We start from the raw sequence: 18,176 nt of genomic DNA, 5'->3' as shown, positions 1-18,176 counted from the left end.
ACGGGTGATTATATATGGCAAAGGAAAATGAGAAAAATCTAAAGGAACTAAGAACAGGTCTATTCAAAATATCTACTGAAAAATTATACCTTACAGATTCAGAGGATTTCACTCCAAAATACGAAAATATTATTTATAGTAACGGGAGTTCAACTTTGAATACAGGCAATGATTTTTTTATTGACTTTTTAACATTGCCCGGTATAGTAGTAAACGGAGAAAGAATAGTTTCTGTAAATAGAATCATGATGAATAGTGAAAATGCCAAAATTTTGGCAGAACAGATATTGAATAATCTAAAAATAAACAATTTAAAAAGATTACAAGAAAATGATACATCCTTAAATAAATAAATTTATTCTGGATAATTCTTATTTAGTGTTCTCTAAAAATAATCTCATGTGTTTTTAAGAGATTATTATAGATAGCTTCTGTTTGTAATCTTCTCAAGAATCTCCATTATCCATTATATAATATCTATCTCAGTCTTCTGCAGGGATGCCAGTCTATCCCTGCGAAGGCCTATTGTAATTTATTTACATAACCCTGAATTCAGAAAATAATTTTTACATTAAATCTAATTTCAAAAAATGTTATAATTACCTTCTTTTTTATTGTGGATTTTTTTGATATTCCCCTAGATTATTTTTTAGTCCGGGTAACAAAGATTGATAAAGATAATGCCCTATTAATTAAACAGGTTATTATGCGCCCTTTTGTTTTTGTGAATTTAGCAATGAGTGCAGACGGGAAACTCTCTACTGTAGAAAGAAGGCAGGTAAAAATATCAGGAAATGATGACTTTTCCCGTGTTGATGTCATTAAATCGGATGCAGACGCCATTATGGTCGGGGTCGGGACAATTCTTGCGGACAATCCTTCTCTTACTGTGAAATCGCAGTCCCATAAAGACAGGAGAATCGCCAGAGGGCGTGATGAGAACCCGCTGAGAATTGTTATTGACAGCAACGCGAGGACTCCGGTTGATGCTGAAATCCTTCACAAGGGGGAAGGACCAAGGGTCATAGCAGTATCTGAAAATGCCTTGGGAGAGAATCTTAAGTCATTAAATGAATTTGCGGATATATTTGTCGGAGGAGAAAATAGAGTTGACATTGCATGTCTTATGGAGGCTCTGTATGAAAACGGTGTCAGGTCAGTTATGGTCGAAGGTGGCGGCACTCTCATATGGTCACTTTTTAGGGAAGGTCTTGTTGATGAGATCTACACATGTATAGGAAATGTAATAATCGGAGGCGAAAAGTCTCCCACTCCGGTTGACGGGGACGGATATTTAAAGGAAGAAGAGTTTCCAAAGCTCTCTCTCATAGACATGGACAAAATTGACGACGGTGTCCTGCTGAGATGGAAAGTAATCTCAAAAGAGATTTAATATTTTATTTGTTATTTGATCTTTATCTGTACTTTAAGACTTCATCAAGAATCTTATACGATTCCCCGTTGTCCATAGAGACTACTGCAACCACCCTGTCGTCGCCCTTCGTTCCTTCTGTAAATACAGCCTCTGAATTGACGTCAGGCGATATATTTTTCTCTACTGTCTCACCTGTAGATAGATATAATTTTACGTTGATGTTGTTTGCCATATAAAGTCCTGGTCCTCCTCTTGAGATTACCGTAACTTTGCCGTCAATCGGATCTTTTTCCGCGTTTACGACTACTCCCAGGCCTGATGGCATTTTATCAGTAGCTGTAGGAGTCAATGAGAAATCTGATTCCGTAGATGTGGCTGAAGGTGTGGTCTGTTCCGGGGTCTGCGTCGCCGCAGGCTTCGAGCCTGAACTACTGTCTCCGGTACATCCCGATAAGAATACGAACATAACCAGAACCACCAGAACAGCCGTGAAGAAAATTTTTTTCATAAGTGATGAATTGCTCTGAAAATATATATGATTTTTTTGGTTTGTTATATCCATAACGTTAAATGCCGGTGCAGGTCAGCATCCGTTATAACTATTATTGCTTTAAAGTCTCAAAGAAACAGAAACCGTTCAAAATTAAAAAAACAGAGACCTTTTATTATATGCTGTCTATGTAGGTTTATTTATGGATCGCAGATGGGTAATGAAACTGTCTTTACTCCTTGTCGGAGTAACTATTGTGATTTATTCCCTGAAATATCTTGTATTCCACAACATGGGGGACACTCTGAATTATATATTCAATTCTCTTGGATTTTTACCTTTGAACGTCCTGCTTGTTACGATTGTAATAAATGATCTGCTTACAATGCGTGCAAAGCGGGAGAAACTCGATAAGCTGAACATGGTGATAGGCACATTTTTTACTGAAGTCGGAAATCATCTGATAAAGGTTTTATCAGAGAGTGATTCCGGCTCTGAAAAATTCAACAGTTTACTTCTGGTGAAAAATGAGTGGAATGACGGTGATTTTGCACGTGTAAGGAATTTTCTTCTCTCTTATAACAGCTCAGCAGATATCTCACGAATAGATATACCAAAGCTGAACGATTTTTTATCGGTAAAAAGGGACTTTCTGCTTCGTATGCTTGAAAACCCGGTTTTACTTGAGCATGAATCATTCACCGAGCTTTTAAGAGCTGTGTTTCATATGGCGGAAGAACTAAAGTGCAGGGGAGAATTCGACTGTCTTCCTGTTGCGGACTATGATCATCTATCAGGAGACCTCAGGCGTGTATATGAATCAATTGTCGTTGAGTGGCTGGATTATATGAGGTACCTGAAGAGAAACTATCCATACCTTTTTTCGCTGGAGATGAGAATGAACCCTTTCAGTCCAGAAGCCTCGCCTGTAATAAATGACTGATCATTTCTACTTTTTTTAAAGACTTTATAACCTTGACATTACCAAAAAGTAAAAATAGCATAAAATTGATCAGTTTGAAACTGAGAATAGAAAATTTAGGTGTTATTATGGCTCTTAAACCAAGTATTGAAAAAGCTTTGAATGATCAGATTCGCTGGGAGTTTTATTCCTCGTATCTGTATCTCTCAATGTCTTCGTGGTATGAGTCCCGGAGTCTTCGCGGATTTGCCAACTGGGAGTATGTTCAGGCCCAGGAAGAAAGGGACCATGCAATAAAGATCTACCAGTATGTCATTTCAAGAGGAGGAAGGGTGAAACTGCAACCTGTCGAGGCACCGCCCTTTGAGTGGAAATCTCCGCTTGAAGCGTTTGAAATGGCTCTGGAGCATGAACAGAAAGTAACCTCACTGATAAATGAGCTTGTCAATCTGGCAATAAAGGAAAAGGACCACGCGACAAACAATATGTTGCAGTGGTTTGTTGATGAACAGATAGAAGAAGAGAGTGATGCGGGCCAGATTGTAGAACAGCTCAAAATGATTGAAAAGGATGGCGGGGGCTCAGGTCTTTTATATATGCTGGACAAGGAACTTGCAACAAGAGTTTATACGCCTCTTACTGCAACAACTCCTCCTGCATCCCAGTAATTTATCTCTCTATTCTTTTTTGTAGTCTTTTCAGGGGATATAAAGCCGGATATTTCTGGAGCGGCAATATATTTACAAAACAAATTTACCGGACAACATCCAAATATCCTGAAAAGAGATAAGGTTTGGTTGAATCCGTTATGACAACTTTAAATGAATACCTTGATTCTGCCGGTTGCAGCAGTGAGTTAAAGGAACTGATAGGTCTTATTTCGATGCAGGCCGTACCAATCCGGGAAGCTTTCATAAATAACCAGTCATATTCAGGTACTGAGAATACATCCGGTGACAGGCAGGCTGCACTTGACGTATGGTCGGACGAGCATATAACAGATGCTTTAATGAGATCAGGTCTTGTCAGTGAGATTGCATCGGAGGAAAAGCCTGATATCGTCAGAAATCCAAAAGCCGGAACAGGTTTTGCAGTCGTTATGGATCCTCTTGACGGGTCGTCGCTGATTCAGGTGAATCTCTGTGTAGGAACGATTGTAGGAATTTATGATAACAGCAATGCTCTGAGCATGGGCAGAGACCTGAAAGCGGCCATGTACATGCTTTACGGGCCTATGACTGTTCTTACAGTATCAGTCGGAAAAGGAGTTTATATTTTCGCGCTGAAATCAGGAGTATATACGCTTCTTGACGGCCCTGTTAAAATGCCGGAAGGAAATCTTTACGGAAGCGGGGCATTAAAGAAGGACTGGACTGAAAAACACAGTGAGTTTATCTCTGCGATTGAAAAAGACGGCGGCAAATTAAGGTATTCCGGTTCATTTGTGGCTGACTTTCACCAGATTCTTAAATATGGCGGAGTCTATTGTTACCCTGCAACAAAAGATAAGCCTGAGGGTAAGTTAAGACTTGTCTATGAAGCCAACCCCATAGGTTTTATAGCAGAACAGGCCGGGGGCTTAATTTCTGACGGGAAAAACGACCTTCTGGATATAGTTCCGCAAAAACCTGATCACAAAACACCAATTTATGTGGGAAGCAGGGGGATAATAAAAGATCTTGAAAGAATAATGAAATAATTATACTCTTTTTAACAGATTTTTATATCAGGGAAAATGATTAATTACATTGCAGACCATATAAATGACGATGGTTAACAGCATTGTTCTTCCAATTAAAAAAGTGTCAGCTCTTGTTGATTCCAAAATTGTTGTAGAAATAAAGGATGAGAGCAAAAAACTTCAGGGAAAGCTTGTTGCAGTTGACGAGCATTTAAACATTCAGATGGATCAGGCTACAGAATATTTTAACGGTGAAAGGGGCAGAAATCTTGGAACCGTAGTTATCCGCGGGAGCAATATTCTGACCATCGCTCCTTTAATCTGAAAATTACCCGGGTATTTATGTCAGAAATTGAAGAGGAAGCATTCAGGCTTATCCAGTCTAAACCGGAAGGAGTACTTCAGAGTGAACTATGGAAACTTCTGAATATAGACAGCAGGAAATGTTCGAGAATTGTAAAGAAGCTGATTGATTCCGATCAGGTTGAGAGAATTGAATACAAGTCGGACGGTGTGAAGACATATCTTCTAAAAGCGAAGAGAAGGGCAATTGAACCTGAACTTCTCCTTGCGGGCGGAGAACTTCTTCCATGCATAGGATGCGAGGAGGAATGCAGTGTTGAAGAATGTCCGCACCTTATGGACTGGATGTATCAGCTTGCAATTGATGAATTTTCAGAAAAGAATCCTGATTAAATTTTATTTTTTTAATTTAAAATTATTAATAACGTGTTGTGCACGGTTTTTCTATTTACAGTGCACAAACAGGTATAAAACGACAAATTCTTTTTTCATTACATATAGAATATAATTGTTGTCCTTTAATTACGAAAGAGAATCCGGAATTTCACCGGTTGTTGCAGTTATTCTTATTGTGGCTATAACAGTAATTCTTGCTGTTCTGGTATATCTCTTTTGTATGAATATTCATATACCTGGATATACGCCTTCTGATGAGGTTCCCACGATATTTGAGATAAGAAAAATCTCAAGCGATCCACCCAAGTACGAGAGTAAAATAATTCTTATCAACAGCGGGATGAAACCATACGACAACTCACTTCTTGAAGCAGAGATTTACTCTAATGGTAATCTTTTAGGGTGCGTAATTAATACAATGCACGGGCATGATTTTATACCGACAAGACATTTTTTCGTCAAAACCATGTGGGGCCTAGGGTGCAGCGATTTTTACTGGAATCCGGGAGAGAAAACAGGGCTGGACCTGACCGACGGGCTGATAAAACCAGGTGACAGAATAAAAGTTGAGATCCTTACCAAGCCGGACGATAAGGTTATATCAACGGATACTTATGATTTCAACTGATTAGACAGACAGTTCAGCAAATCTTTAATATTCAATTAATTAAATAGAGTAACCTTCGCCTGTTATGAATTTTAAAGCAGCTCTTGCGGTAAGTCTTGCAACTTTCAGAGGTTCAGGCACTCTTCCGTCTTTTACAAATTCGTTGCACAGCCATTCAGCTTCCTCAACAGATATTCCTGAAGTGCGCAGAAAGACATCATAACCTGTTTTTAGCCTGGCTGAAAATCTTCCTCCAACTCTTTTGTATTCCTGAATCCTTCTGTCATCTTCTGGAAAATAATGCTTTATTTTATCTTCGATACCTTCAGAATCTTCATATGTAACGCATATAACAGGTATATCTGTAGCCTTTCTTACCTCCTCGATGTTGATTACATTAAACCATGATACAATGCATCCTGAGAGAAAAATACAGTGGATATCTTTCCTTTTGAGGGTTCTGTATATTTTGGTGACTGCCTGGGTAGCATCGTATCCTCCTATGGTTGCAGTGGATAAGGATACACCGTCAGTTATGAGGTCCTTTCTCATAACCACTCCGGCAAAAACGGATTTTTTTGCGCCCCTTACAAAGCTTTCTGCTATACCTAATACTCTTATTCCGGATTTTGCAGTCTGCATGAAAGCACTTATGAATGTAGATTTTAATATAATGTAGCAATGGATGTTATAAAGGATGAAGTATGCATCTTCATCCCGACACTTAATGAAGCCCCGACAATAGGAAATCTCATAAGTTCTTTCAGGGACATGGGGTATGAACATATACTCGTAGTGGATGGCAACAGTACCGACGATACAGTTAAAATAGCCCGGTCCGAAGGTGCAAATGTAATAATTCAGAAGGGGAAAGGAAAGGGTCTGGCAATAATTGAAGCTCTTTCTTATATTGACAGGCCGTATGTTCTCATGCTTGACGGTGACGGGACTTATCTGCCTGAAGAAGCGGAAAAAATGCTCAGTCCGCTTTTTGACGGGTATGAACATGTTATAGGTAACCGCCTTGACTCTTATGATCCGGGATCCTTAAGCAGGTTCAATCATTTTGGCAATGAAGTAATTAATTATCTTTTTAAAGTGGCCCACGGTCAGTACCTCAGTGATATCCTCTCAGGCTACAGGGCATTTAATCTTGAATCCCTTAAAGGTATGAATCTTCGTGAGAAAGGCTTTGAGATTGAAACGGAGATATCTGTTGAAGCTGTAAGGAACCGCCAGAAGATAACGGTTGTTCCTGTAAGCTATAAACCCAGACCGGGTACTCCTACAAAGCTTCACCCGGTAAGAGACGGGGCAAAAATAATATCTGCATTGTGGAGACTTGCAAGGGTCAGCAATCCAATTTTTTATTTTGGAGTCATAGGAATTTTTGTATCCCTTGCAGGGATATGTCTTGGAATTTATGTAACTTATGACTGGTTTAAAGACATCACACACACTGAGCTTGCCATTGTCACTGTCCTTTTGGTAATTTTGGGATTTCAGATTTTTATGTTTGGCGTTATTGGCGACATGATTGTTTCCTTTAACAGGGAGTTAAGGCTTGAAATTCAGGGACTTAAACCTCCCAAACCTCCCCTTAAATAAATAATTTTGCAGCAGTACTCCGCAATGGATGTCAGAAGGTACGCTTCGGTGAGATCTTTTCCGGCTGCAAATGTTCCATGGCCTTTTGCAATTGCAACAGATGATTTTTTTAGCGCTTCTGATATATTCCATGCAAGATCATCAGTTCCCGGTTCTCCAGTGACTACAGGTATTACAGGGCATAGCATTTTTCCTTCACTGTCTTCAGGGATTATTTCATGATAGCAAAAAGACGCCGCCACAGAAAAAACAGGGTGTGCATGAATTATAGCCTTTTTGTTGGTTTTGTTGTAGATATCAAAATGAACGCGCCACTCGCTGGAGGCTCCTTCTTCGGGAATCTTGTCCATTGATACGTATTTAAGATCTCCGGGTTCGTCCATAAATGAGCCTGATTTCGTGATATAAAATCCGGTTTCTGATCTGATACTCATATTCCCAAAATTTCCGCCCAGAAGGCGTTCCTGCAGGAGTCTTTTCCCGATTTTTTCAAATTCATTATTCTGCATTAAAATACCTTTTTTCAACTTTTTTTGTAAAATTAATGTTTCAGATAAAATATATTTATGCTGTTTTTTAATTGTTTTTTGTCTTTGGTTTTCATTTGCAATTGGTTTAATTTAGAAATCGACAGGAAAGCCTGATGCAGTTTTATAAAAAGATTGAGAAGTTTAAAAAAACGAAATTTTGTATTTTAAGTCAGGACATTAAATTACTATTAATATCCGGTCTATAAGAGAGGATTAAGCAGTGCCTGCAATGTATCGGCAGGAGTTACACCTTCAAGCCTGTGTTCGATTTTTCCGTCCTTTTCAATTATTATAGTCGGAACAACCTGAATCCCGTATTTCATTGCAAGCTGCATATTTGAGTCGACATCTATTTTTTTGATCTCGACCGAGTCTCCCATCATATCTTTCAGCTGTTCAATAATCGGTGTCTGCATTTTGCATGGCCCGCACCATTCTGCGAAAAAGTCCATTAATACTGGTTTTGACATAATCTTGTTGTACCTCTTTACAGAGAAAAGGTCAGAAAAAGATATATAATTTTGTTTTTGGGATAAAGAATTCAGATCATTTTGACGGTTTTTTGGACAGTATAGCCATTATGATCTTTCCATATGCCGGTCTTGTTATAATAACCCCCACGAGAACACCAAGGATTGTAATTATTGCAAATCCTTTCAGTGTCGAGAGGTCCATCATTGCAAGAGGCAGCATAGCAAATATCGTGGTACACGCTGAAACCGTTATGATACCCAGTGCACGTTTGAATCTTTTCAGATAGACGTTAGGTGATGGTACCTTTCCTTCATGAAGAACTTCATCCGTTATTACTACCAGCTGATCGATTCCTGTTCCTATAACTGCAATAAGACCTGCTATACTTGCAAGATCAAGCTGCTGAATATATCTTGCAATTCCAAGAAGGATTATTATTTCTGATACATTTGTCAGCATCATCGGAAGTACAATTGAAGGTTCCCTGTAACGGAAATAAATCGTAATTCCGACAGCTATCAGTGCCAGTATCGCGGCAACGATACATACAATCTTAAAGTACTCTCCAAGTTCGGCAGGAACAGAGCCAGAACCTGCAATCGATACGTCCACAGGAAGAGCCCCTGCGCGCAGGTGAATTTCCAGGAGTTGGGCTTCTTCGAGTGCGTCTTCACCTGTACCTGTTGATGCGCTGAGGTCACGGACAGTCCCTGACATCAGTTTGTTTGCAAGAGTATCCGAAAGAGGTGCGGAATAAACGACGTTTCCGTCAAGAAGCATTACAAGATTATGGTTTTTGGGATCGTCTACAGCACCGTATTTTATTGCAGCTTCCCTGAACGCTTCAGCTCCAACCTCGTCAAGTGTGAATCCTACTCCCCAGTTCTGGCTTCCCGCAGGACTCTGGCTTGGTGTGGATACGCTTGTTACTGAGTCTCCGTAAAGGACATGTTCAGTTTTGTTTCCTTCAGTTATGATCCTGATCTCGAATTTACCCTGTGAACTGACAAGATCCTGTGCGGTGTTTATATCTGTTCCCGCGAGTTCAACGCGTATATAACTGGTTACGTCATTGATACCGCTCAGAGTGTTTATCTTTGCGTCCTGTGTTCCAAGGTTGTTTACTTTGTCTTCCAGAATGCGCTTGATATCTTCAGCCGTATCCTTTGATACACCCTGTTCGTAGGATACCATTTTGACCCCGATATCATTGAATATCTGTCTTAATTCTTCTTCAGTATAATATTTCCTTATCTCGACCTGATCATTGCTGACAACAATTACGTCTGCACCAATCTCGTTTGAGAGTGCTTCGGCAACTTCCGAAGCTGACATATTATCTGAAGAGAATCTAGCGACTTCTGACTGGAATGATATCTGAATCCATGACCCTCCCTGGAGGTCGAGTCCAAGCTGAAGGTTGCCCTCTATGCCTTTGTCAAATGCCGGAGGTATAACGTATATGCTCAGCAAAGAGAATATTATCAGTGCCATCATTACCATGACACGCCAGTCTTTGAAGATTTTTTTGAATGTGCTCTCCTCATCTGACATGTTTAACACCCTTTGATTTGAGAATATAATGCTTTAAAAGCCCTGCATTAAGCATCCATGTATTCATAAGATCAACAAAAAGACCTATCAGTAAAACAGCAGACATATCCCGTATAATAGTAACCTGACCTATGGCTGTTACAATGAACATCGCCGCAACAGCGGTTATTGTTGTTGTTGTCATAATAACCCCGGTGCGGAATGCACCTGACATTTTGTCGTCAAGTTTGCCCTGCCTTTTAAGAAGCCTTGTTGTAAGCAGGATATCACTGTCTACTGAATATCCTATAAGCATCAGAAGTGCGGCGGTTGTTCCAAGAGACAGTGTGATTCCCAGGACATCCATGATAGATGCCGTTATCACAATATCTGAAAATGCCGAAAGGACAACAGCAACCGACGGAACGAAGTTTCTGAAGGCAAAAAAAACTACAACAGCCATCAGAATAAAAGCTATAAATATGGCCCACAATGCCTGTGTCTGAAGGGTTTTTCCAAATGTTTCACCTATTTGATCCACTTTTGCATCAGGATATTTTTCAAGGACATGCTCAGTAAGGTCCTTAAATGAGTCGTCGTCAAGATAGTCAAAGACGATGTAATACCCGTTGTTGATGCTTTCTCCTATACTTTTCAGAGGATAATCACTAAAATAAGTCAAGACATCCTCCGGGGAGTCGCTTGTAAAAAGAGTCACTGCAACTCCCCCCGCAAAATCTATTCCTGGCTCCACCGGCATTCCGGTAGTTACAGTATTAAATGCCAGAAAGATTATGGATACAATAAGAAGACCGACAGGCAGAGCAACCATCTGCCTGGGTTTGTACCTGTTTATGTCATAGGTATATTTACCCATGCATTAAAGTTTGTATCCTTTATGATTAATTGTTATGATAATAATTTAAATGAAACACAGATTCTTCTTTTTTGCAATAGATAATGTGTTGTATGAGATATCTTCACCGAAGACTGACATTTGTTTTTTATCCATGTTTAACAGGCAAAAGATATATATAAATGCCGGTAAATAATGAAAGCTATGAGATCAGCGGCAGATCTAAAAAAAGAGATAGAAAAACGTCTCCGTAATTATCTATCCAGAGATAAGAACGGCATTCGCCGGACGCTGCTGAATATTTTTGTAAAAACGAAATCAATGACCATTGCGGAGACGCACGCAAAGCTTAAGGAAAAATTTAACGTAAGTTACCAGTCCGTGGCTTCGATGGTGGGGACGATAGCTTCAAAAATTGGAATTTTTCACGTTATAAAGTCAAAAGACAATGATCAGAACTGCTACAGGCTGAAAGACCAGTACGCAGATCTGGTGGCGCGTATCGTCAAAACAACCTGATTATTGCCTTATCACAATCTATTTTTATTTTGGTTTCCAAACTTTAAAGAATGAATACAGATATTTTTGAAGATCCAAAATCCGCTGATATATCAGTTTCAGAAGAAGTCCGGCGTTATATTCTGGGAAAAAAGTGCAATTTCAGGGTGTGTACATCATGTGGCGGACCAATTATCTTATCAACCCATGCAAAACCACCTAAACCTTCGGACCTTGAGATATATATTGGAGATTACATATTGTATGTATCAATGTACCAGGCGCGCTTTATTGACAGGATTGATATGAATATGTTTCCAAAATTCGGCGATTACGTATAACGAAAAAAGTTATGCGTGCAAGAGATAAGTGTTTTGATGTAATATCTTTGTATGTCCTTTGAAGAACTTGATCATACGGCAGATTTCCTTTTCCGGTGCAGGGGAAAAACATTAAATGAATTATTCTCTGAAGCAGCGTCGGCTATGTTTTCCGTGATGTTTGGTTCTGATGTTAAAAGCTGCTTAATTAAAAAGGAAATTACATTGTCGTCTGACTCCCCGGAGAACCTTCTGGTTGATTTTCTTTCAGAGCTTCTTTTTGTGTTTGAAATAGATGATATTGCTTTTTCAAGGGCTGATGTGGATATCAGGGATAACTCCCTTTCTGCCGTAGTTTACGGTGAAGAGTTTAACATCTCCCGTCATTCCGGAGGCACGGAAATAAAGGGGATATCCAGGTCAGGCCTTAAACTTGTAAAGTCAGATAATATGTACCAGACGGATATTATTTTTGATGTCTGAAAACAAGGTCAGGTGTGTTTTATGAGAGAAGGTATTGACAGAATCAGTGAGGTAGAATGGGAGATAAAGAAGGGTTTTGCGCCCGGTATGCGTGTTCCTGCGCGTCTATTTATCTCTGACAGTCTTTCAGGAACTCTGGAGGAAGGAGCTGTAAAACAGCTTACAAACGTTGCGATGCTTCCGGGCATTGTCAAATATTCCCTTGCTATGCCGGATATTCACTGGGGCTACGGTTTTCCAATTGGTGGAGTTGCAGCTTTTGATATGGATGAAGGTGTAATCTCACCTGGAGGTGTTGGTTTTGATATAAACTGCGGTGTCCGCCTTATCTCGACACCCCTGCATGTCTCTGACATAGGAAAAATAAAAAGGGTTGTTACCGAGCTGTTTCATGCAGTTCCTACAGGAGTAGGTACAAAGGCAGAAAAAAAATATTCCAATGCCGAAATTGATGAAATGATGCTCGAAGGTGCCGGATGGGCGGTTCGTGAAGGCTTTGGAGTAAAAGAGGACCTCGTCAGATGCGAAGACAATGGCTGCATGAGTGGTGCTGATATTGATTTTGTAAGTTCAAAGGCCAGACAGAGAGGGATGCCACAGTGCGGAACCCTGGGTTCCGGGAATCATTTCCTTGAGGTTCAGGCAGTCAGGGAAATAATGGATGAGGAGGCAGCGTCAAGGTTCGGCGTATCTAAAGACAGCGTCTGTATAATGGTTCATTGCGGTTCAAGGGGCCTGGGGCATCAGGTATGTACTGATCACCTTAAGGAAGTCGAAGCGGCGACTAAGAAGTACGGCATTGAAATCCCTGACGGACAGCTGGCCTGCGCTCCTGTAAAAAGTCCTGAAGGAGAGGCTTATTTCGGTGCAATGGCAGCCTCGGCAAACTATGCCTGGGCCAACAGGCAGATGATAACGCATTTTGTCAGGAAAGTATTCTCCAGGATATATAAAACTGAATATGAAGACTTAAAGCTTATCTACGATGTTTCTCATAATGTTGCAAAATATGAAGATCATCTCGTGGACGGAAGAAAAATGAAGGTATGTGTTCACAGGAAAGGTGCAACACGTGCTTTTGGCCCGGACTGTCCGGATATCCCGCCTGATCTATCGGATATAGGACAGCCAGTAATAATTCCGGGAAGCATGGGCACATCTTCATATCTTCTTAAGGGAACATCTGTTGCTATGGAGAAGACTTTCGGAAGTACGTGTCATGGTTCCGGAAGGGTATACTCCAGATCACGTGCGAAAAAAAATATTGACGGTCTCAAAATAAAGGAGGAGCTTGAAATGAAAGGAATATTCGTAAAAGCCACCAGCAATAACGTAATTGCAGAAGAGGCGCCCGGTGCATACAAATCAAGCAGCGAAGTTGTAAGAGTTGTACATGATTCAGGGATTTCCAGGGAAGTTGCAAGACTGGAACCGCTTGGAGTGATAAAAGGATGAAGTGCAGGGCAGGAGTTGCATGGGAATGTTCAGGTTTTATGAACAGGTACATCGAAAAGTGCGGTGTAGGCTGTGAGCCTGTAACGCCCAATATGCTGAGTACACCCTTTTTTAAAGGGGATATCGTAACTCTTATTGTGCCTACCGGTTTTGGAAACAAGATGTATTCTAATCTTCTTCCGGCTTTACGGGCTTCATCGGACAGGATAAAGAAGTTCGTTATGAAAGGAGGGCATGTGCTGTCTTTTGGTGCAATGACACGCGATGACGGAGTTTATGACTGGCTTCCGTTCAGATGCAGCTATGTCCATGAGTACTTCGGTGCCCAGATATCAGTAAACCATGATAGTGCATTTCATGATATTATGGACGATTTCGATCTTTCAAAGATAGAATGCGACGGGTATTTTATGGACGAATCTCCCGAATATGAGGTAGTTGCAGAGACGTCCGATAAAAAGCCTGTGGTTATTTTAAAGAAGTGCGGAGAAGGTTATTATCTTATAACGTCCATTCATGAACTTCCTTCAAAGGATTTCATCAAAAAATTCTGTACCGGTAATGCGGATATTACATTATAAACGTTAAAGTGAAAACAAAGTCCTAAAAGAAGGGGTGATTAATTTGAGTGAATACAGGATATCTGCAGATTCGGATGCATCTGATCTTTTGCCTGTTGCAATGGCAGTTCACAGGATTGTGAGGATTCCGGTTACAGCACGCTCCAGGTCCAGAAAAGGAGTAAGAATAGAAGACGGTCGTCTTATCAGCAGTGAATATTCAGGTCCGGTTTTAGAGGAGGCAATAAAATCGAATACTCTTTTGAAGACCACACCTTCTGATGGTCCTTATAAGGGTGTTCCTGTAATTGTCTCTCCAATACGCGATGAAAATAAAGATGCAATCGGTTCGATTGGTATTGTTGATTTTGCAGGAGTTTTTGATCTTGCAACACTTATGGAGCACCAGTCCGATATATTGAAACAGGTTTGCGGAAAGGATCCGTGTCCTCTTCCTACAGAGTTAACTACTTCCAAAAGGTAATGACAATGAACGAAACTGCAGAGAAAATATTGAGCATTTTAGAGAAAAGCAGCGGTCCGGTGTCCGGAGAGGATATCAGCAGACAGCTTGGCATAACAAGGTCAGCGGTATGGAAACAGATAAATGAACTGAAAAATCTCGGTTATACTATAAATTCATCTAGGACCGAAGGTTATGAACTGGCAGGAAGTACCTCGCTTCTTCTTCCTCATGAGATAGAAAAATACCTTAAGACAAAGTTTATTGGACGGAATATCTGCTATTTCGATAATGCACCGTCGACATCGTGGATTGCACATGATATCATTAAAAAGCAAAATTCCGAAAACCTTGACGGAACGGCAGTTATTGCGGAGGAGCAGACCGGAGGTGTAGGGCGTCTCGGAAGGGCATGGTTTTCTCCTCGTGGCGGTATCTGGACTACCTTGGTTCTAAAGCCTAAAGTTCCTATTGAGCGGCTTTTCTTTGTAACGATGGCCGGATCGATAGCCGTTGCAAGATCTATCAGAAACATGTACGGCATAGGTGCACTGATAAAGTGGCCTAATGACATTTATATCGGAGATAAAAAAATCTCTGGAATTCTTCTGGAGCTTTCCGCCGAAGCAGACCAGATACATTACTGCCTTCTGGGAATAGGTATTGATGCAAATATAAAGCCTGAGGAGTTCCAGGGAGGAATGAGGACTCCCGTAACTTCCCTTAATATAGAAACAGGTGAGGATATAAACCGTGCAAAATTTCTGGCTGCATTTTTCATGGAATTTGAAAGAAGATATGAACTCGTCGAAAACGGTGAATATGACTCAATTACAAGAGAATGGAAGAGCCTTTCGCTGACCCTTGAGAAAAGAGTTAAAATTACGACTCCACGCAGGACAATAGAAGGTGAAGCTATGGACATTGACAGCCATGGTGCCCTGATTATCAAGAAAGACAACGGTATGATAGAAAAGGTCTTTTCCGGTGACTGTACTCCTGTCTGAAATATGATTTTTTTGTTTTTTATTCCTGACACCTTCAATTCGTCAGGTTTATTTTATGTCAACTTAAAAATTATTGAAGGTTGACATAACATTGTATGGTGATGAAAAGAGAGCGGAACTGGTTGCACAGGCTGGTCTGTTCATAGCCCTGATAGCTGTCGGCGGGTATATAGTTATACCAATGTTTCCGGTTCCCATAACGCTGCAGACTTTTTTTGTTTTGCTCTGTGGGTGTGTTATGAAGAGGTACGCAGCAATTGCTGCGTTTTTATACGTTTTACTTGGACTTTTAGGTCTGCCTGTGTTTCACCAGTTAATGTCAGGGCCTGGAGTGATTTTGGGCCCGACAGGCGGTTATCTTGCAGGATTTATACTTGCGGCAGCAATAGTCGGGTTCTCGTATGAGAAAAAAAGCAGGTATACCAGAATTTTCGGACTTATAGCAGGAACAGCTACTATAACCTCATGTGGAGTTTTGTGGCTCTTCTTGTCTACAGGAGTTACTTTGTCTGACGCAATAATTGCCGGAGCAGTACCATTCGTTATAGGTGATTTTGTGAAACTTGTGGCAGTGTTCCTGGTTTTTCAGAGGATTGAAAGCAGATATGATAAGAATTTCTGATGTTCGTCTTGGTATTCTAAATATAGATTCACTTGAAATTCCGAAAGGACGCACATGCATAATTGGAGAGAACGGAAGCGGAAAAAGTACATTCTTAAGGCTTTTGTCAGGCATTTCTCTTCCAAATTCCGGGCAGATTTCTGTGGACGGAAATGAGATCAGAAAGTTGAACGTAGGTTTTGTTCCTGAATACCCGGAAAGAAATATTATTTTTGAAGATGTGTTTGATGAAATAATATCTCCTTTGAGATTTTGTTACACTGACCCTGATATTGCAGAAAAAAAAGTCATGAATATTGCTGAAATGCTTAATATTTCCTGTCTGCTGCATAAAAAAGTCGTTAACCTTTCCGGAGGGGAAAAGGTCTTTGTCTCCCTTGCCGTTGCTATTGCAGCAGAACCTTTAATCCTTGTACTTGATGAGCCTGACTCCCATATGGACCCTGATTCTTCCAGGGTACTGGACAGGTTTCTGCGAAATTCCCGTGTAGATTATATAATGCACTGTACACAGAACATGGATTATGCAGAAAAAGCGGACAATCTTATTTTTATGGAAAAGGGAATGGTAAAATATTCAGGATTACCGGGGGAAGTCTTTGAAAAACTTGAAAATACTTTGTTTTTGCCATGTTTGTGGAGGATAAAAGAATTTGCCGGAGATAGTTCTTAACAACCTTGTAATAAAGAAAGGGGACTTTGTGTCCTTTTCAGACGGCGTCTTCAGGAGCGGAGTTCATGTTGTAACAGGTCCGGTGGGAGCGGGGAAGTCTACTCTTTCTATGGCTCTTTCAGGTGTTTTAAAGCCTCAAAATGGGAAAATCAGTTTTTTTGGGATAGGAAGCACCCTTTTGTCCATGCAGTTTCCCGAGTATCACCTGACGAAGCTGACGGTAGAGAATGAGATAAAGTCATGGGGTTTGTCTCCTGAAAAAGTATTAGAGGCTGCATGTCTGCAAAACAAAATGCACTGCGATCCTATGAATATTTCCCGTGGAGAGTTAAAACGCCTGCATTTGTTATGTGTTCTTTCAAAAAAGGCAGATCTTCTTATCCTTGACGAACCGTTCAGTGCACTTGATCCTGTATGGAAAGAAAAATTGTGCACCTTTTCTTTTTCCAGAAGCAGTATTACGGTAATATTTACACATGAGCGGTCCGTAATGCCAAAGGCTGATTACATCTGGAAAATTACCGGGGGAAAACTCAGGTTCGTCGGGAAAATACCTGAATGCCTGCATGAATGGGATGATGCTCCGGAATATATCATATTTGCACTAAAAAAAGGAGTCATTCCAAAAAATATACGGTTTAGTGATACCGTGGAGGCGTTATGCAGGACGCAAGGCTGAAGCTTCTGACTGTGTTCCTGTTGTCAGTAACTGCATTCGCAAGTGTGGCAGGTGCTATAGCCGTGTTTTTATGGTGGGTTCTTTTTTCAAAAAGACGTAACAGTATGCCGTCGGTGAAGGTTTTTGCTGTATTTTTTGTTTTTATTGGAATTGTATCTCTTATAATGGAATACAGGCATCTTTCAGGTTTGTCATACCTGATAAGAATGACTGCTGTTCTCCTCATAGCAGGATGGGCTTATACCGAAATCTCATCATCCGATCTTCTCAACACTTTAACGTGGCTTTTCGGTCAGAAGGCAGGTTTTGAAGCCGGCCTTGTATCGGCCATAGCACTGAACCGTATGAAGGTTTTTTCAGCAGATTATTCACGGGCAAAAATTGCCCTGAAAATGAAAAACAGCCGGTATAAACTGAAAGAGTTAATCCCAGTTATCGGAAATCTTCTGATATGGTCTCTGCGTGACTCAAATTATCAGAGCAGGGTTCTTGCGCTCAGGGGGTATACTTTAGGCGGGAGTATGCATCCTGTTTTTAAAAAATCAAAAAAAGACTTTATACCATCCATTTTTTCAATTGCGATATTTTTATTATCTGTTTTCTACTTAGTGACATATTTATAGTTCCGGCGAGAAAGTAAA

Annotated in this window: 26 protein-coding genes; 20 read left to right on the top strand and 6 right to left on the bottom strand. The window is 40.5% G+C overall.

The features are described 5' to 3' along the window. The first annotated feature begins 14 nt into the window (after positions 1-14). Together J2128_RS03705 and J2128_RS03700 are read left to right on the top strand one after the other, a co-directional pair. Entirely contained in the window at positions 15-353 is a 339-nt protein-coding gene (locus tag J2128_RS03705; RefSeq protein ID WP_209689751.1) for a hypothetical protein, read from the top strand. 353 nt (positions 354-706) lie between these two features. Further along, positions 707-1,393 (top strand): 2,5-diamino-6-(ribosylamino)-4(3H)-pyrimidinone 5'-phosphate reductase, encoded by a 687-nt coding sequence (locus J2128_RS03700; protein ID WP_209689749.1) that lies wholly within the window; start codon positions 707-709, stop codon positions 1,391-1,393. Between the two features lie 22 nt (positions 1,394-1,415). Here the strand turns inward: J2128_RS03700 and J2128_RS03695 are convergent, their stop codons facing one another. Then, positions 1,416-1,883 (bottom strand): hypothetical protein, encoded by a 468-nt coding sequence (locus J2128_RS03695; protein ID WP_209689747.1) that lies wholly within the window; start codon positions 1,881-1,883, stop codon positions 1,416-1,418. Between the two features lie 184 nt (positions 1,884-2,067). On the opposite strand from J2128_RS03695, the gene J2128_RS03690 reads away from it, so the two are divergent. The 6 genes from J2128_RS03690 to J2128_RS03665 all read left to right on the top strand — a co-directional run bounded on the left by J2128_RS03690 (position 2,068) and on the right by J2128_RS03665 (position 5,795). Next, positions 2,068-2,808, top strand: a complete 741-nt coding sequence (locus J2128_RS03690; protein WP_209689744.1) for a hypothetical protein — start codon at positions 2,068-2,070, stop codon at positions 2,806-2,808. Positions 2,809-2,915: 107 nt separating this feature from the next. Next, positions 2,916-3,455: a ferritin gene (locus J2128_RS03685; protein WP_209689742.1), complete on the top strand. Its 540-nt coding sequence runs from the start codon at positions 2,916-2,918 to the stop codon at positions 3,453-3,455. 140 nt (positions 3,456-3,595) lie between these two features. Beyond that, positions 3,596-4,486, top strand: a complete 891-nt coding sequence (locus J2128_RS03680; protein ID WP_209689740.1) for a class 1 fructose-bisphosphatase — start codon at positions 3,596-3,598, stop codon at positions 4,484-4,486. 70 nt (positions 4,487-4,556) lie between these two features. Beyond that, positions 4,557-4,793, top strand: a complete 237-nt coding sequence (locus J2128_RS03675) for an LSM domain-containing protein (protein ID WP_209689738.1) — start codon at positions 4,557-4,559, stop codon at positions 4,791-4,793. A gap of 17 nt (positions 4,794-4,810) precedes the next feature. Further along, the gene (locus tag J2128_RS03670) at positions 4,811-5,164 is read left to right on the top strand and encodes an Lrp/AsnC family transcriptional regulator (RefSeq protein ID WP_209689736.1); all 354 of its coding nucleotides are present in this window, start codon (positions 4,811-4,813) and stop codon (positions 5,162-5,164) included. A 115-nt stretch (positions 5,165-5,279) separates the two neighbouring features. Continuing rightward, positions 5,280-5,795 carry an archaellin/type IV pilin N-terminal domain-containing protein gene (locus tag J2128_RS03665; protein ID WP_209689735.1) on the top strand — a complete coding sequence of 172 codons (516 nt, stop codon included), beginning with the start codon at positions 5,280-5,282 and terminating at the stop codon, positions 5,793-5,795. Positions 5,796-5,834: 39 nt separating this feature from the next. Here J2128_RS03665 and J2128_RS03660 read toward each other — a convergent pair whose 3' ends face one another. Then, the gene (locus tag J2128_RS03660; protein WP_209689733.1) at positions 5,835-6,416 is read right to left on the bottom strand and encodes a DUF99 family protein; all 582 of its coding nucleotides are present in this window, start codon (positions 6,414-6,416) and stop codon (positions 5,835-5,837) included. A gap of 39 nt (positions 6,417-6,455) precedes the next feature. Between J2128_RS03660 and aglJ the strand changes: the two genes are divergently transcribed. Continuing rightward, positions 6,456-7,382 (top strand): S-layer glycoprotein N-glycosyltransferase AglJ, encoded by a 927-nt coding sequence (gene aglJ / locus J2128_RS03655; protein ID WP_209689731.1) that lies wholly within the window; start codon positions 6,456-6,458, stop codon positions 7,380-7,382. On the opposite strand, the gene J2128_RS03650 is transcribed toward aglJ, so the two are convergent. From J2128_RS03650 to J2128_RS03635, 4 genes are all read right to left on the bottom strand, one after another. Beyond that, positions 7,346-7,891, bottom strand: a complete 546-nt coding sequence (locus J2128_RS03650; RefSeq protein ID WP_209689729.1) for an aldolase — start codon at positions 7,889-7,891, stop codon at positions 7,346-7,348. The genes aglJ and J2128_RS03650 overlap by 37 nt on opposite strands. Positions 7,892-8,112: 221 nt before the next feature. Continuing rightward, complete coding sequence (gene trxA, locus J2128_RS03645; protein ID WP_209689727.1) at positions 8,113-8,382, bottom strand: thioredoxin; 270 nt, start codon at positions 8,380-8,382, stop codon at positions 8,113-8,115. A gap of 76 nt (positions 8,383-8,458) precedes the next feature. Beyond that, positions 8,459-9,940 carry a preprotein translocase subunit SecD gene (locus J2128_RS03640; protein ID WP_209689725.1) on the bottom strand — a complete coding sequence of 494 codons (1,482 nt, stop codon included), beginning with the start codon at positions 9,938-9,940 and terminating at the stop codon, positions 8,459-8,461. Beyond that, positions 9,930-10,796, bottom strand: a complete 867-nt coding sequence (locus J2128_RS03635; RefSeq protein WP_209689723.1) for a protein translocase subunit SecF — start codon at positions 10,794-10,796, stop codon at positions 9,930-9,932. The genes J2128_RS03640 and J2128_RS03635 overlap by 11 nt, the downstream gene beginning before the upstream one ends. Positions 10,797-10,979: 183 nt before the next feature. On the opposite strand from J2128_RS03635, the gene J2128_RS03630 reads away from it, so the two are divergent. The 11 genes from J2128_RS03630 to J2128_RS03580 all read left to right on the top strand — a co-directional run bounded on the left by J2128_RS03630 (position 10,980) and on the right by J2128_RS03580 (position 18,158). Further along, entirely contained in the window at positions 10,980-11,294 is a 315-nt protein-coding gene (locus J2128_RS03630; protein WP_209690197.1) for a DUF2551 domain-containing protein, read from the top strand. Positions 11,295-11,344: 50 nt separating this feature from the next. Next, a complete protein-coding gene (locus J2128_RS03625) occupies positions 11,345-11,614 on the top strand; it encodes a hypothetical protein (RefSeq protein ID WP_209689721.1) in 270 nt (89 codons plus the stop codon). Between the two features lie 51 nt (positions 11,615-11,665). Beyond that, positions 11,666-12,076 (top strand): archease, encoded by a 411-nt coding sequence (locus J2128_RS03620; protein WP_209689718.1) that lies wholly within the window; start codon positions 11,666-11,668, stop codon positions 12,074-12,076. Positions 12,077-12,097: 21 nt separating this feature from the next. Continuing rightward, the gene (locus tag J2128_RS03615; protein ID WP_209689717.1) at positions 12,098-13,531 is read left to right on the top strand and encodes an RtcB family protein; all 1,434 of its coding nucleotides are present in this window, start codon (positions 12,098-12,100) and stop codon (positions 13,529-13,531) included. After that, positions 13,528-14,112, top strand: coding sequence for a hypothetical protein (locus J2128_RS03610; protein ID WP_209689716.1), 585 nt, complete (start codon positions 13,528-13,530; stop codon positions 14,110-14,112). The genes J2128_RS03615 and J2128_RS03610 overlap by 4 nt, the downstream gene beginning before the upstream one ends. 34 nt (positions 14,113-14,146) lie before the next feature. Next, a complete protein-coding gene (locus J2128_RS03605; RefSeq protein ID WP_348632356.1) occupies positions 14,147-14,575 on the top strand; it encodes a DUF2111 domain-containing protein in 429 nt (142 codons plus the stop codon). Positions 14,576-14,580: 5 nt separating this feature from the next. Next, the gene (locus J2128_RS03600; protein WP_209689711.1) at positions 14,581-15,561 is read left to right on the top strand and encodes a biotin--[acetyl-CoA-carboxylase] ligase; all 981 of its coding nucleotides are present in this window, start codon (positions 14,581-14,583) and stop codon (positions 15,559-15,561) included. 91 nt (positions 15,562-15,652) lie between these two features. Further along, on the top strand, positions 15,653-16,183 hold the full coding sequence (locus J2128_RS03595) for a biotin transporter BioY (protein WP_209689710.1): 531 nt from the start codon (positions 15,653-15,655) through the stop codon (positions 16,181-16,183). After that, a complete protein-coding gene (locus J2128_RS03590) occupies positions 16,167-16,856 on the top strand; it encodes an energy-coupling factor ABC transporter ATP-binding protein (RefSeq protein ID WP_209689708.1) in 690 nt (229 codons plus the stop codon). The genes J2128_RS03595 and J2128_RS03590 overlap by 17 nt, the downstream gene beginning before the upstream one ends. Then, entirely contained in the window at positions 16,837-17,535 is a 699-nt protein-coding gene (locus J2128_RS03585; RefSeq protein ID WP_209689706.1) for an energy-coupling factor ABC transporter ATP-binding protein, read from the top strand. Before J2128_RS03590 ends, J2128_RS03585 begins: the two co-directional genes overlap by 20 nt. Then, complete coding sequence (locus tag J2128_RS03580) at positions 17,517-18,158, top strand: hypothetical protein (RefSeq protein WP_209689703.1); 642 nt, start codon at positions 17,517-17,519, stop codon at positions 18,156-18,158. The genes J2128_RS03585 and J2128_RS03580 overlap by 19 nt, the downstream gene beginning before the upstream one ends. Positions 18,159-18,176 lie beyond the last annotated feature (18 nt).

Source organism: Methanomicrobium sp. W14 (assembly GCF_017875315.1).
Lineage (GTDB): Archaea > Halobacteriota > Methanomicrobia > Methanomicrobiales > Methanomicrobiaceae > Methanomicrobium.
Note: the sequence above shows the minus strand (reverse complement) of the source record. Positions and strands in the feature narration are given on the sequence as shown.

Bases quoted from the DNA above. Each gene is read 5' to 3' on its own strand.
- aglJ (WP_209689731.1), top strand. From the start codon at position 6,456: ATGGATGTTATAAAGGATGAAGTATGCATCTTCATCCCGACACTTAAT.
- J2128_RS03620 (WP_209689718.1), top strand. From the start codon at position 11,666: ATGTCCTTTGAAGAACTTGATCATACGGCAGATTTCCTTTTCCGGTGC.
- J2128_RS03615 (WP_209689717.1), top strand. From the start codon at position 12,098: ATGAGAGAAGGTATTGACAGAATCAGTGAGGTAGAATGGGAGATAAAG.
- J2128_RS03650 (WP_209689729.1), bottom strand. From the start codon at position 7,891: ATGCAGAATAATGAATTTGAAAAAATCGGGAAAAGACTCCTGCAGGAA.
- trxA (WP_209689727.1), bottom strand. From the start codon at position 8,382: ATGTCAAAACCAGTATTAATGGACTTTTTCGCAGAATGGTGCGGGCCA.
- J2128_RS03600 (WP_209689711.1), top strand. From the start codon at position 14,581: ATGAACGAAACTGCAGAGAAAATATTGAGCATTTTAGAGAAAAGCAGC.
- J2128_RS03660 (WP_209689733.1), bottom strand. From the start codon at position 6,416: ATGCAGACTGCAAAATCCGGAATAAGAGTATTAGGTATAGCAGAAAGC.
- J2128_RS03625 (WP_209689721.1), top strand. From the start codon at position 11,345: ATGAATACAGATATTTTTGAAGATCCAAAATCCGCTGATATATCAGTT.
- J2128_RS03590 (WP_209689708.1), top strand. From the start codon at position 16,167: ATGATAAGAATTTCTGATGTTCGTCTTGGTATTCTAAATATAGATTCA.
- J2128_RS03705 (WP_209689751.1), top strand. From the start codon at position 15: ATGGCAAAGGAAAATGAGAAAAATCTAAAGGAACTAAGAACAGGTCTA.
- J2128_RS03610 (WP_209689716.1), top strand. From the start codon at position 13,528: ATGAAGTGCAGGGCAGGAGTTGCATGGGAATGTTCAGGTTTTATGAAC.
- J2128_RS03695 (WP_209689747.1), bottom strand. From the start codon at position 1,883: ATGAAAAAAATTTTCTTCACGGCTGTTCTGGTGGTTCTGGTTATGTTC.
- J2128_RS03580 (WP_209689703.1), top strand. From the start codon at position 17,517: ATGCAGGACGCAAGGCTGAAGCTTCTGACTGTGTTCCTGTTGTCAGTA.
- J2128_RS03675 (WP_209689738.1), top strand. From the start codon at position 4,557: ATGGTTAACAGCATTGTTCTTCCAATTAAAAAAGTGTCAGCTCTTGTT.
- J2128_RS03680 (WP_209689740.1), top strand. From the start codon at position 3,596: ATGACAACTTTAAATGAATACCTTGATTCTGCCGGTTGCAGCAGTGAG.
- J2128_RS03640 (WP_209689725.1), bottom strand. From the start codon at position 9,940: ATGTCAGATGAGGAGAGCACATTCAAAAAAATCTTCAAAGACTGGCGT.
- J2128_RS03690 (WP_209689744.1), top strand. From the start codon at position 2,068: ATGGATCGCAGATGGGTAATGAAACTGTCTTTACTCCTTGTCGGAGTA.
- J2128_RS03670 (WP_209689736.1), top strand. From the start codon at position 4,811: ATGTCAGAAATTGAAGAGGAAGCATTCAGGCTTATCCAGTCTAAACCG.
- J2128_RS03685 (WP_209689742.1), top strand. From the start codon at position 2,916: ATGGCTCTTAAACCAAGTATTGAAAAAGCTTTGAATGATCAGATTCGC.
- J2128_RS03630 (WP_209690197.1), top strand. From the start codon at position 10,980: ATGAGATCAGCGGCAGATCTAAAAAAAGAGATAGAAAAACGTCTCCGT.
- J2128_RS03700 (WP_209689749.1), top strand. From the start codon at position 707: ATGCGCCCTTTTGTTTTTGTGAATTTAGCAATGAGTGCAGACGGGAAA.
- J2128_RS03635 (WP_209689723.1), bottom strand. From the start codon at position 10,796: ATGGGTAAATATACCTATGACATAAACAGGTACAAACCCAGGCAGATG.